At 64.6% G+C, this 12,323-nt stretch carries 11 protein-coding genes; 8 read left to right on the top strand and 3 right to left on the bottom strand.

The features are described 5' to 3' along the window. Positions 1–145: 145 nt before the first annotated feature. Both BG57_RS06275 and BG57_RS06270 read right to left on the bottom strand, forming a co-directional pair. Complete coding sequence (locus BG57_RS06275) at positions 146–1,747, bottom strand: sensor histidine kinase (protein WP_229753819.1); 1,602 nt, start codon at positions 1,745–1,747, stop codon at positions 146–148. Positions 1,748–1,754: 7 nt separating this feature from the next. After that, the gene (locus BG57_RS06270; RefSeq protein ID WP_035961360.1) at positions 1,755–2,480 is read right to left on the bottom strand and encodes a response regulator transcription factor; all 726 of its coding nucleotides are present in this window, start codon (positions 2,478–2,480) and stop codon (positions 1,755–1,757) included. A 252-nt stretch (positions 2,481–2,732) separates the two neighbouring features. Between BG57_RS06270 and recA the strand changes: the two genes are divergently transcribed. From recA to BG57_RS06230, 8 genes are all read left to right on the top strand, one after another. After that, positions 2,733–3,803, top strand: a complete 1,071-nt coding sequence (gene recA / locus BG57_RS06265) for a recombinase RecA (protein ID WP_035961353.1) — start codon at positions 2,733–2,735, stop codon at positions 3,801–3,803. Between the two features lie 810 nt (positions 3,804–4,613). Further along, positions 4,614–5,153 carry a recombination regulator RecX gene (gene recX, locus BG57_RS34215; protein ID WP_308743616.1) on the top strand — a complete coding sequence of 180 codons (540 nt, stop codon included), beginning with the start codon at positions 4,614–4,616 and terminating at the stop codon, positions 5,151–5,153. A gap of 145 nt (positions 5,154–5,298) precedes the next feature. Then, a complete protein-coding gene (locus BG57_RS06255) occupies positions 5,299–5,931 on the top strand; it encodes a DUF2889 domain-containing protein (protein ID WP_035961349.1) in 633 nt (210 codons plus the stop codon). Positions 5,932–6,031: 100 nt separating this feature from the next. After that, a complete protein-coding gene (gene sucC / locus BG57_RS06250) occupies positions 6,032–7,213 on the top strand; it encodes an ADP-forming succinate--CoA ligase subunit beta (protein WP_308743620.1) in 1,182 nt (393 codons plus the stop codon). 97 nt (positions 7,214–7,310) lie between these two features. After that, positions 7,311–8,192, top strand: a complete 882-nt coding sequence (gene sucD, locus BG57_RS06245) for a succinate--CoA ligase subunit alpha (protein WP_035961345.1) — start codon at positions 7,311–7,313, stop codon at positions 8,190–8,192. 124 nt (positions 8,193–8,316) lie between these two features. Next, positions 8,317–9,033, top strand: a complete 717-nt coding sequence (locus tag BG57_RS06240) for a TerC family protein (RefSeq protein ID WP_035961344.1) — start codon at positions 8,317–8,319, stop codon at positions 9,031–9,033. 111 nt (positions 9,034–9,144) lie between these two features. Next, positions 9,145–9,738: a pilin gene (locus BG57_RS06235; protein WP_035961896.1), complete on the top strand. Its 594-nt coding sequence runs from the start codon at positions 9,145–9,147 to the stop codon at positions 9,736–9,738. Positions 9,739–9,921: 183 nt separating this feature from the next. Further along, positions 9,922–11,745 (top strand): PglL family O-oligosaccharyltransferase, encoded by a 1,824-nt coding sequence (locus tag BG57_RS06230; protein ID WP_035961341.1) that lies wholly within the window; start codon positions 9,922–9,924, stop codon positions 11,743–11,745. Between the two features lie 7 nt (positions 11,746–11,752). Here BG57_RS06230 and moaC read toward each other — a convergent pair whose 3' ends face one another. Further along, positions 11,753–12,232 carry a cyclic pyranopterin monophosphate synthase MoaC gene (moaC, locus tag BG57_RS06225; RefSeq protein WP_035961895.1) on the bottom strand — a complete coding sequence of 160 codons (480 nt, stop codon included), beginning with the start codon at positions 12,230–12,232 and terminating at the stop codon, positions 11,753–11,755. Positions 12,233–12,323: the final 91 nt, after the last annotated feature.

Genomic DNA, 12,323 nt, shown 5'->3' with positions numbered 1-12,323 from the left:
AACTTACGGCGTTCTGACGCGGAGAGGCGGCGCCCACAGAGGCGAGAAAACAGTCAACTCGCTCCGATCCGCGTGCAAGCAGCGGCGATCGTCGATCAAGCTCCCGGCTTCACGCGCGAAAACCGAAATCGCACGACCGTTGCACTCAGGGTTTGTCCCTGGCAGGAAAAACCCGCTGTAGGCTCACGCGGATGAGCGTGCCGGCGAGCCGCGGCGCCTCCTGATACACGTGATCCTCGATAGCAAGCGTGCCGCCGTGCATTGTCGCGATTTCCTTGACGATCGCAAGACCCAGTCCGCTGCCGTCGCCCTCGCGTCCGAGAATGCGGTAGAAGCGCTCGAAGACGCGCTCGCGTTCAGCGGGCGGAATGCCGAGCCCGGTGTCTTCCACTTCGAGATGCACGAGATCGAGTTCGTGATCGTCGGTCCGAACGCGCACGGTGATGCGTCCGCCCGGCGGCGTGTAGCGGATCGCGTTGTCGATGAGATTCGACAGCATTTCCCGCAGCATCACGACGTTGCCTTGCACATCGACCGGAAACGGCGGTTCCTCGAATCCGATATCCATGCGCCTCGCGAGCGCCGCCTGCACCCAGTCGCGCACCGCGGCGCGCGCGAGCGCGGTCAGTTCGACGCGCGAGAAGATTTGCCCCGTCGCGCGATTCTCCGCGCGCGCGAGCGCCAGCAATTGCGTGACGAGCCGCGCCGCGTGCTCCGAACTCGTCGCGATCTGTTCGAGCGAACGCTGCACTTCCGTCGATACATCCTGCCGCAGCGCAAATTCCGCCTGCATCCGCAAGCCGGCGAGCGGCGTTTTCATCTGGTGGGCGGCATCGGCGATAAAGCGTTTCTGGAACTCCATGTTCTGTTCGAGCCGCGTCAGCAGGTCGTTGAACGACGCGACGAGCGGCGCAATCTCCGGAGGCGCGCGGCCCGCTTCGAGCGGCGAGAGATCGTCGGGGCGGCGCGTTCGCATGTTGGATTGCAGCGCGTGCAGCGGCGCGAGCCCGCGCGAGAGCCCGAACCACACGAGCACGATCGCGAGCGGAAGGATCACGAACTGCGGAAGAATCACGCCCTTGATGATGTCGTTGGCAAGCCGGCTGCGCTTGTCGAGTGTTTCGGCGACCTGCACGAGCACCGGCTGCCGGCTTTCGGGATCGCGTCCCGACGCGAGGCCGGGCAGATCGACGGTCGTGTACGCGACGCGGATGTCGTTGCCGCGCAGCACGTCGTCGCGAAATTCGACGATGCCCGGCTGCGGCCGGTCGTCCTCGTGCGGTAGCGGCATGTCGCGGTCGCCGCCGACGAGTTCGCCGCGCGTGCCGAGCACCTGAAAGAACACGCTGTCGACGTTGTCGGCGCGCAGGAAATCGCGCGTGGCGTCGGGCAGCCGCAATTCCGCGACGCCGTTGACCGGCTGGATTTGGCGGGCGAGCACATAAGCGTCGGCTTCGAGCGCGCGGTCGAACGGACCGTTGGCGATCGACTTCGCGACGAGATACGTCACCGCGATGCTCATCGGCCAGAGAAGCAGAAGCGGCGCGAGCATCCAGTCGAGAATCTCGCCGAAGAGCGAGCGCGGATGCGCCTCGTTGCCGGGCTCGAGCTCGTCGGGGGGGGCGAACGGATTGGCGTACCGGGCGTCGCGCAGGGCGTCGGAATCGGCGGCGCTCGCGTCGATAGCCGCCGGCGAAGGCTGGCGCGGCGCTTCGCCTGCGCGTTCGGTGGAGGCGGGCGACGCCATGCGCGGCTTACTTATAGTGTTGGCTGGCGGCGGCCGGATCAGCCGCCGCCTTCGCATCGGGCGCGCTCGCGGCTTTCTCGAGCGTGTAGCCGAGTCCGCGTACCGTGATGATCCGCGCGCCGCTCGGCTCGATCTTCTTGCGCAGACGATGCACGTAGACCTCGATCGCGTTGTTGCTGACTTCTTCGCCCCACTCGCAAAGATGATTGACGAGCTGCTCCTTCGACACGAGCCGGCCGATGCGCTGGAGCAGCACTTCGAGCACGCCGAGCTCGCGCGCCGACAGGTCGATCACCTGATCCGCGATATGCGCGATGCGTCCGACCTGATCGAACGACAGCGATCCGTGCCTGACGACCGTCGGTCCGCCGCCCGCGCCGCGCCGCGTGAGCGCCCGCACGCGCGCTTCCAGCTCGTTGAGCGCGAAGGGCTTCGCCATATAGTCGTCCGCGCCGAGATCGAGGCCCTTCACGCGCTCGTCGACGCTGTCGGCGGCGGTCAGGATCAGGACCGGCATCTGCGAATTGCGCGCGCGCAGGCGGCGCAGCACTTCGAGACCGGGCATCAGCGGCAGGCCCAGATCGAGGATGAGCAGGTCGAAAGATTGCAGGGAAAGCGCGGTGTCCGCCTCGACGCCATGCTTCACATGGTCAACGGCGTATCCCGATTGGCGGAGTGATCGGACGAGGCCGTCCGCGAGTATGCTGTCGTCTTCGGCAATGAGGATTCGCATCGTCGGGGCCTGATGCGCGGGGCGCATCGCATTGCCGGCACCGCATTTCGCCCGGCGCGGCGGTCTCCAGGGTGTTATGCGGTTTTTGCACGGTTCGCTCGATGTGGAAAAACACCACGCCGTACGATCGGGCTTGCAAAAACTACTGTTTTTTTATACAGTGTCTGCGTTAGTGCAAAAGCGGGGCGAAGTATCGCTACGAGCCTGCGCGCACGCGTCTCAGACGCCGTTCATCATAGCAAAGGACGATTCATGGAAGAAAGCAAGAAAGGCCCGGCTGGAATGACTGCGGAAAAGAGCAAGGCGCTGGCCGCCGCGCTGTCGCAGATCGAAAAGCAATTCGGCAAAGGGTCGATCATGCGGCTCGGCGCAGGTGAGGCAGTCGAAGACATTCAGGTGGTCTCCACCGGCTCGCTCGGACTGGACATCGCGCTCGGCGTCGGCGGCTTGCCACGCGGTCGCGTGGTGGAAATCTACGGTCCGGAATCGTCGGGCAAGACCACGCTCACGCTGCAAGTGATCGCCGAGATGCAGAAGGTCGGCGGCACGGCCGCGTTTATCGACGCGGAACACGCGCTCGACGTGCAATACGCGCAAAAGCTCGGCGTGAACATTCAGGAACTGCTGATCTCGCAACCGGATACGGGCGAGCAAGCGCTGGAAATCGCGGATGCGCTCGTGCGCTCGGGTTCCATCGACATGATCGTCATCGACTCGGTCGCGGCGCTCGTGCCGAAGGCGGAAATCGAAGGCGAAATGGGCGATTCGCTGCCCGGTCTGCAAGCGCGTCTGATGTCGCAGGCGCTGCGTAAGCTCACGGGCACCATCAAGCGCACGAACTGCCTCGTGATCTTCATCAACCAGATCCGCATGAAGATCGGCGTGATGTTCGGCAATCCCGAAACCACCACGGGCGGTAACGCGCTGAAGTTCTATTCGTCGGTGCGCCTCGACATTCGCCGTATCGGTTCCATCAAGAAGAACGATGAAGTGATCGGCAACGAAACCCGCGTGAAGGTTGTGAAAAACAAGGTTTCGCCGCCGTTCCGTGAAGCCATCTTCGACATTCTGTACGGCGAAGGCATTTCGCGTCAGGGCGAAATCATCGACCTGGGCGTGCAGGCCAAGCTGGTCGACAAGGCGGGTGCGTGGTACAGCTACAAGGGCGATCGCATCGGGCAGGGCAAGGACAACGCGCGCGAATTCCTGCGCGAGAATCCTGACATCGCGCGCGAGATCGAAAACAAGATCCGCGAATCGCTGGGCGTGGCTGCGCTGGCTGATGCCGTCGCCACGAGCGCAGCCGTGTCGGGCGACGAATAAGCGTCCGACCTGCCGCCGATGCTCAAGCGCCGGTTCGGATCGAAGGCTGGCAACGCTCAGATCGGGCGGGGTGGTGCTGGAAGTTCGAATCGCGCTGGCGAGAACGATGAAGCAAGCGGTGACCTGAAGAGCGATCGCTCTTCATACGCCGCAGGCGGTATCGATCAGCCGGAGGACAGCGCCGAAGCCGTCGATCGCTACGAACGAAGCAGCGAGCGCACCGGGGCATCGTCAAAGCGCAGCGGATTCATGTCAGGCAAGAAAGCACGCGCCGGCGCGAAGTCATTCGCGTCGGCGCGTCGCGTTTCTGAGGCTGCGGACGAGCACGTTGCGGGTTCAAGCGCAGGCCCGATTGAACAGCGCAAGCAGTCCGATTCGATCAACCGTGACGATCTTCACGGGCAGAGCGCGGCATCGCCGACCCGCGAACAAGACGATCGAGGCAGTCACGACGATCACGCCTCGGCGCAACCCGCGCAGCCCGATCGCGCTGCCCGCCTTCAGCAAGCGCGCTCACTATTGCAGCAAGCCACCGCACAGGCGGTCGGCCCTCCGCCTCGCGTTCAGCCGACGGCGGTCAGCACCGGCCAATTCGACGATCCCTTCGAAGAGGCCGACCCCTTCGAATCATTCGAGCAGTGCGCGCCGTCTCGTGCGCCCGCAGTTGAGACGGGTACCGTTAGTGAGCGTCCGATTCGGCGTCCACGTAAGGCTCGCAGCGCAACTAATCGACCATCACCGCAACGCCTTCCCGCCGACGACGCATTCGAAGACTCCGAGCCGTTCGAACAATGCGCACCGCAAGCAGAAGTGGAACTTGAGTCCGCCTACAGCCGCTCCAGCGAACGCCAGCGCAAGGTGCCCAACGCCAATAATCCCCGTCAGCCGCAACGCTCGCTCAAAGGGCGGGCGCTAGGTTATCTCTCACGCCGCGAGTACAGCCGCGCGGAACTGTCGCGCAAACTACGGCCGTATGTCGAAGAAGCCGATTCCCTCGAAACGCTGCTCGACAGCCTCGAACGCGACGGCTGGCTGTCCAACGAGCGCTTCGTCGAAAGCGTCGTGCATCGCCGGGCGGCGCGCATGGGCGGCAGCCGCATCATCATTGAACTCAAGCGTCACGCGGTCGGCGACGCGCTCATCGGCGAAACAGCGGGAAAGCTCGCGGTAACCGAAACCGCCCGCGCCCAGGCGGTCTGGGAAAGAAAGTACGGCGTGTTGCCCGAGACGCCCGCTGAGCGCGCCAAGCAGGCGCGCTTCCTCGCGGCGCGCGGCTTTTCCGGCAGCACCATCGGCAAAATCCTGAAAGGCGGGGACGAGGACTGCGCCGACGAGTTCATCGACGACTGACAGCGTGGCGATACAACGCCGCGACACGCGCGATGATCCACGCAAAAGGCCGCCTGACCGCCCGCAGCGATTCCTCAGGCCATCCGCGGCCCCCCATACTCGCTATGCTAAAATTCAACGGTTTCCCCGTTCCGGCTTTCGCCCCATGCCTCTTTCTCCGCCCGTTTCCCGACAGTTGCGCCATCGTCGCGCGATTCGGCTGGAAGCGTTCGAGCGGGATGACAAGCTATGGGACATCGAAGCCTGCCTAACCGATGAGAAGCCCCGCGACGTCCAGGTCGCGGCGGGCGTCCGGCCGAAAGGCCTGCCGATCCATGAACTCTGGCTGCGCATCACCATCGACCGCAAGCTCACTATCGTCGACGCCCAGGCGTCGTCCGACTGGGCGCCCTATGCCGGTCTCTGCGCCGAATCCAACTCGGCTTATCGCTCGCTCATCGGGCTCAATCTGTTGCGTAATTTCCGTCGCGAAGTCCGCGTTCGCCTGGGCGGCACGGCGGGCTGCACGCATCTCACCGAGCTGTGCGCCGTCCTGCCGACCGCAGCCATGCAGGCGTTCTTCGGCGATGTCTGGTCCGACGACATGTCCGATCCCTTCGCCCCGGAAGACGCCCGCGCGGGCGCGCAACGGAAACAGCCGCCGTTCGAACTCGGCGGCTGCCACGCGCTGCGCTTCGACGGCCCCGCCGTGCGCGAATACTATCCGCAATGGTTCGGCTACGAGCCGTCCCGCCAAGGCAACGCACTCGACACGGAACAGGAAAGTCCGCAAACGTAGCGCGCTCGTCATTGCGAATCCGAGCGGCCGATAATCAAACAACCATCCAGACAATTGCGATTCAGGCAATTCGAAATCGAAGTTCACTCCAACTCTCAGACTGAAGGAATCACGCATGAAGATTCACGAGTACCAGGGTAAGGAAATCCTGCGGAAGTTCGGCGTCGCGGTCCCGCGCGGCAAACCCGTGTTCTCGGTGGACGATGCGGTCAAGGCCGCGGAAGAGCTGGGCGGCCCGGTTTGGGTCGTCAAGGCGCAGATCCACGCCGGCGGCCGCGGTAAGGGCGGCGGCGTGAAGGTCGCGAAGTCGATCGAGCAGGTCCGCGAGTACGCGAACCAGATCCTCGGCATGCAGCTCGTCACGCACCAGACCGGCCCCGAAGGCCAGAAGGTGAACCGCCTGCTGATCGAAGAAGGCGCGGACATCAAGAAGGAACTGTATGTCGGCCTCGTGCTCGATCGCGTTTCGCAGAAGATCGTCGTGATGGCGTCGAGCGAAGGCGGCATGGACATCGAAGAAGTCGCGGAAAAGACGCCGGAACTGCTGCACAAGTTCGCCGTCGAGCCGTCGACCGGCCTGCAGGACGCAGACGCCGATGACCTCGCACGCAAGATCGGCATCCCCGACGCATCGATCCCGCAAGCGCGCGCGATCCTGCAAGGTCTCTACAAGGCGTTCTACGAAACCGACGCATCGCTCGCGGAAATCAACCCGCTGATCGTGACCGGCGACGGCAAGGTAATCGCGCTCGACGCCAAGTTCAACTTCGATTCGAACGCGCTCTTCCGTCATCCGGAAATCGTCGCGTATCGCGATCTGGACGAAGAAGATCCGGCTGAAGTGGAAGCATCGAAGTTCGATCTCGCCTACATCTCGCTGGACGGCAATATCGGCTGTCTCGTGAACGGCGCGGGCCTCGCAATGGCGACGATGGACACCATCAAGCTCTTCGGCGGCGAGCCGGCGAACTTCCTGGACGTCGGCGGCGGCGCGACGACCGAGAAGGTCACGGAAGCCTTCAAGCTGATGCTGAAGAACCCGAACCTGAAGGCGATCCTCGTCAACATCTTCGGCGGCATCATGCGTTGCGACGTGATCGCGGAAGGCGTGATCGCGGCGTCGAAGGCGGTGGACCTGAAGGTGCCGCTCGTCGTGCGCATGAAGGGCACGAACGAAGACCTCGGCAAGAAGATGCTGGCGGACTCCGGCCTGCCGATCATCTCCGCCGACAGCATGGAAGAAGCTGCGCAGAAGGTCGTCGCTGCAGCCGAAGGCAAGTAAGCGCATCTGCGTGCCTGCCTAACAGAGCGTTCCACCAGATACGAATGGCGGCGCCGGCCTCGAGCCTGAGCGACGCCAGACGAACAGAGGTCACTACATGTCGATTCTGATCAACAAAGACACGAAGGTCATCACGCAGGGCATCACCGGCAAGACCGGCCAGTTCCATACGCGCGCTTGCCGCGAATACGCGAACGGGCGCGAAGCGTTCGTCGCGGGCGTGAACCCCAAGCGCGCCGGCGAAGACTTCGAAGGCATCCCCATCTACGCGTCCGTCAAGGAAGCGAAGTCCGAAACCGGCGCAACGGTTTCGGTGATCTACGTGCCGCCCGCGGGCGCTGCTGCGGCGATCTGGGAAGCGGTCGAAGCCGATCTGGATCTCGCCATCTGCATCACGGAAGGCATTCCGGTCCGCGACATGCTTGAAATCAAGGACCGCATGCGCCGCGAGAACCGCAAGACGCTGCTGCTCGGACCGAACTGCCCCGGCACGATCACGCCGGACGAGCTGAAGATCGGCATCATGCCGGGTCACATCCACAGGAAGGGCCGCATTGGCGTCGTGTCGCGTTCGGGCACGCTGACGTATGAAGCGGTCGGCCAACTGACGGCGCTCGGCCTCGGCCAGTCGTCGGCGGTGGGTATCGGCGGCGATCCGATCAACGGGCTGAAGCACATCGACGTGATGAAGATGTTCAACGACGATCCGGAAACGGACGCCGTCATCATGATCGGCGAGATCGGCGGTCCGGACGAAGCGAACGCTGCTCACTGGATCAAGGACAACATGAAGAAGCCGGTCGTCGGCTTCATCGCGGGCGTGACGGCGCCTCCGGGCAAGCGCATGGGCCACGCAGGCGCGCTGATCTCGGGCGGTGCGGACACGGCGGACGCCAAGCTCGAAATCATGGACGCGTGCGGCATCAAGGTCACGAAGAACCCGTCGGAAATGGGCCGTCTGTTGAAGTCGGTGATCTAAGGGAAGATCGGCAAAAGCCGTCAGGGTTTGGTACTCTTACTGAATCCTTTCGTCATCGCCGGATAGAAAGCGGGGGAGCGTCGGCTTCCCCGCTTTTTTATTTCGATCACCGTTTTCCCTTGCCATGCTCGAATTTTTCTCCACGCTTCATTGGGGCGCTGTCGTCCAGATCATCGTCATTGATATTCTTCTCGGTGGCGATAACGCCGTCGTCATCGCGCTCGCGTGCCGCGATCTGCCCGTCACCCAGCGCAAGCGGGGCATCGTGCTCGGCACGCTCGGCGCGATCCTGCTGCGCGTCGCGCTGATTGCGTTCGCGGTCGTCCTGCTCGACGTGCCGTTTCTCAAGTTCGTCGGCGGACTGTTGCTGCTGTGGATCGGCGTCAAGCTGATGCAGCCGGGCCACGACGAGCATCACATCAGCTCGTCCGACAAGCTCTGGGCGGCGGTGAAGACGATCATCGTCGCCGATGCCGTGATGAGCCTCGACAACGTGATCGCGATTGCGGGCGCGGCGGAGGCGGCCGATCCGCAGCATCGCCTGACGCTCGTGATTTTCGGGCTGGTCGTGAGCATTCCGCTCATCGTGTGGGGCAGCACGCTGGTGCTCAAGCTGCTGGACCGCTTTCCCGTCGTCGTGTTGCTGGGCGCGGGGCTGCTCGGGTGGATCGCGGGCGGGCTCATCATCGACGATCCGTTCATCGACCGCTGGCCGGCACTGAATACGGACGCCGTCGGCTACGCGGCGCGGCTTGGCGGCGCGCTCGCCGTCATCGCGGCGGGCTGGCTGATGAAGCGCCGCACGTTGGCGCACGGAAAAGGCGTCGCGGCCGATACATGACCACGCAGCGTTGGCCGAATGGCCGACTGTCGCCGCACGGACTGCCTCAATAGGATGAAAGCGTCCGGTCTGCTCACGCAGCCGGCGCTTTTTGTCTTTTTGGGAGCAGCAATGACGAGCATGGTTTTGGACGTGAAGAGCCCGCGCGAACGGCGCGGATGGAACGAGTGGATCAGGCGGGCGGCATCGTCGGCGCATGGTTTCACACTGATCGAATTGATGATCGTGCTGGCGATCGTCGGCGTGGTCGCGGCTTACGCGATTCCCGCGTACCAGGACTATCTGGCGCGCAGCCGCGTGGGCGAGGGCTTGTCGCTCGCGGCATCGGCGCGTCTCGCGGTCGCGGAGAATGCGGCGAGCGGGGCGGATCTGGCGAGCGGCCATGCATCGCCGCCCGCGACGCGCAACGTGGAGTCCATTCACGTCGACAGCAACACCGGGCAGATCACGATCGCCTATACGACGCGCGTTGCGCCGGCGGGATCGAATACGCTGGTGCTCGTGCCTTCCGCGCCCGATAACGCCGATACACCGACGGCGCGCGTCGCCCTCGCGCGAGGCACGGTGCAGGCGGGCACGATCACGTGGGAGTGTTTCGCGGGCGGCAAGGCGGCGTCGTCGCTGCCGGCGCCGGGCGCGGGGCCGTCGCCGGTGGAAGCGCCGACGCTGCAAGGCAAGCTCGCGCCGCCTGAATGCCGCGCCTGAGCACGCGAGTGAGCGAGTGAGCGAGCCGAAAACGGCGAGCGCGGCGGCGTAGAAGATTTCACCGCCGCGCTCCACAGCGAGTTCGCGCGAAAACGGGTGATTTCGTGGCATTTCCGGGCAGGCGGCGCACAGGGGCGGCAAAGTTTTGTATAGTGCGCCGGTTCCCGACGTTCCCAGCCCCTCATGCCTTCCCAAACCACCTCGTACGCGCGCTATCTCTGCTTCGCCGTTCTGTGTGCCGCGCTGACGTTTCCGTTCGCCGTCGTCAGCCATACGTATCCGATTCCAACCTTCTACGCCGAGTACAGCGCGCTCGCACTTTATCTGGCGCTCGGCGCGGCGGTCGCCGTGCTCGTGACCGTGTCCGAGCCGCGCGTGCCGTTTGCGTCGCCGGTCGTGGCGCTGATGCCGCTGCTGTTCGGCCTGGTGCTCGTCGCGCAGACGGTGCTGCTGCCTGTCGCGCAGCCTTCGATGAACTGGCTCGGCGGCGCCTATTTGCTGGCGTCGTTCGTCGCGGTGCATACGGGCTTCGGGCTGGCGCGGGCGGGGCTGTCGGAGAAGGCGTTGCGGGTCGGCGCGGCGGCGCTGATCGTCGGCGGCCTGTTCGCTGTGTTCTGCCAGACCGTGCAGATGTTCCATGCCGAAGTGAAGTTCTCGCCTCTGATCGTCGCGTACAACGTGATGACCGAGCGGCGCATGTTCGGCAACATGGCGCAGGCGAATCACCTCGCGACCGTCATCGCGTTCGCGCTTGCCGGCGCGCTTTACTTCGTGCAGACGCGGCGCATGCCGGTCGCGGTGTGGCTTCCGCTGTCAGCGGTGTTTTCGTTCGGGCTTGCGCTGACGGTGTCGCGCGGGCCGTGGCTGCAGACGGCGGTGATCGTCGTAGCGGGATTGTGGATGGCGTTCGCGCAGGGTCGCTCGGCCGCAGCCGAAGACCTCGACGCGCCCGCACGCCGCAATCGACGCGACATGCGCGCATGGATTATCCCGATCGCCCTTGGCGTGCTGTTCCTCGTGGTGAACGCGGGCGTGCGCTGGGCCAACGTGAGGTTCCAACTGGATCTGGCGCAATCGGCGGCGGAGCGCATGCAGGACGCGAACCAGATCGCGCCGCGCCTCGCGCTGTGGAAGTACGGCTGGACGATGTTCACGACGCATCCGCTCCTGGGCGTCGGCTGGGGCGAGTTTCCCCGTTATCAGTTCGATCTCGTGCGCGAACTGGGCGGCGTCGAGATCGCGAACAATGCGCACGACATCTTCATCGACTTGCTGGCGAAGACGGGGCTGCTGGGCATGGGCGTGCTGGTCGCCGGCATCGTGCTGTGGCTGATCCGCGTGCTGCGCGCGCCGCATACGCCCGCGCGTATTTTCGGGCTCTCGCTGTTGGGCGTGCTGATGATGCATGCGCTCGTCGAGTACCCGCAGCAGTACATGTTCTTTTTGATGCCGGCGATGCTCGTCATCGGCCTGCTCGAAACGCGGCCGTTGCGGCTGGTCGCGCGTCCGCTGTCGTATGGCGTATATGTGACGCTCGTCGCGGGCGGCCTGGCCGCGCTGTACCCGACGATGCAGGATTATCACCGCGCCGAAGTGCTCTATTACGGCTCGCGGCCGGCGGAGCAGTATCGCGACGATCCGTCGTTCCTGTTCGGCGCGTGGGGGCAATACGGCGCCGCGACGCTGCTGCCGATGAACGCGCAGAACATCGAAGCGAAGCTGGCCGCGCATCGGCAGGCGCTCGCGCTGCTGCCGGGGGAGACGGTGCTGCGGCGTTACGCGGTGCTGCAGGCGCTGGCCGGTCAGCGCGAGGAAGCGCTCGATACGATGGCGCGCCTCAAGATCTTCGCGACGCAACTCAAGGACTGGCCGACGCAACTGGAGGCGGTGTACCGGTCGATTGACGAGATCGGCGCGCCGCTCGCTCCGTTCAAGGCGGAGTTGGTGAAGCTATATGGCAAGCCGGCGGGGACGGTTCAGGACCCGGAGGAAGACGAGGACGACTGAGCGCGGGCTAGGCGCTCGCCACCCAATCCCCCGACTTGCCGCCATGCTTCTCCATGACCTTCACATTGGTGATGGTCATGCCTCGATCCACCGCCTTGCACATGTCGTAGATGGTGAGCAGCCCGACTTGCACGGCGGTGAGCGCTTCCATCTCCACGCCCGTGCGTCCGACGGTCTCGACCCGCACTTCGCAGTGAACGCCGGGCAAGTTCTCATCGATGGAAAAGTCCACTGCGACGCGCGTCAGCGCAAGCGGATGACACAGCGGAATCAGATCGGCGGTGCGCTTCGCGCCCTGGATCGCCGCGATGCGCGCCACGCCGAGCACGTCGCCTTTTTTCGCGCGGCCTTCGCGGATCAGCGCGAGCGTGTTGTCAAGCATCGCGATCGAGCCGCGCGCCACTGCAATGCGCCGCGTCTCGCCCTTGTCGCCGACATCGACCATGTGCGCCTCGCCGGCGGCATCGAAATGTGTGAGTCCGGACATCGCGTCCTCCTTTGAGCGGGCGCCTATCATACCAGCGTGATCCGGTGCGTTTTTCGCCGAAGTCGGCGGTTCGCCGGTCATGGCGCACTTG

Origin of the sequence: Caballeronia grimmiae (assembly GCF_000698555.1) — a bacterium.
Taxonomy (GTDB): Bacteria; Pseudomonadota; Gammaproteobacteria; order Burkholderiales; family Burkholderiaceae; genus Caballeronia; species Caballeronia grimmiae.
This window is presented reverse-complemented; position numbering and strand designations above follow the sequence as displayed.

Coding starts and splice junctions, on each gene's coding strand:
- BG57_RS06275 (WP_229753819.1), bottom strand. CDS start 1,747: ATGGCGTCGCCCGCCTCCACCGAACGCGCAGGCGAAGCGCCGCGCCAG.
- BG57_RS06270 (WP_035961360.1), bottom strand. CDS start 2,480: ATGCGAATCCTCATTGCCGAAGACGACAGCATACTCGCGGACGGCCTC.
- recA (WP_035961353.1), top strand. CDS start 2,733: ATGGAAGAAAGCAAGAAAGGCCCGGCTGGAATGACTGCGGAAAAGAGC.
- BG57_RS06255 (WP_035961349.1), top strand. CDS start 5,299: ATGCCTCTTTCTCCGCCCGTTTCCCGACAGTTGCGCCATCGTCGCGCG.
- sucD (WP_035961345.1), top strand. CDS start 7,311: ATGTCGATTCTGATCAACAAAGACACGAAGGTCATCACGCAGGGCATC.
- BG57_RS06240 (WP_035961344.1), top strand. CDS start 8,317: ATGCTCGAATTTTTCTCCACGCTTCATTGGGGCGCTGTCGTCCAGATC.
- BG57_RS06235 (WP_035961896.1), top strand. CDS start 9,145: ATGACGAGCATGGTTTTGGACGTGAAGAGCCCGCGCGAACGGCGCGGA.
- BG57_RS06230 (WP_035961341.1), top strand. CDS start 9,922: ATGCCTTCCCAAACCACCTCGTACGCGCGCTATCTCTGCTTCGCCGTT.
- moaC (WP_035961895.1), bottom strand. CDS start 12,232: ATGTCCGGACTCACACATTTCGATGCCGCCGGCGAGGCGCACATGGTC.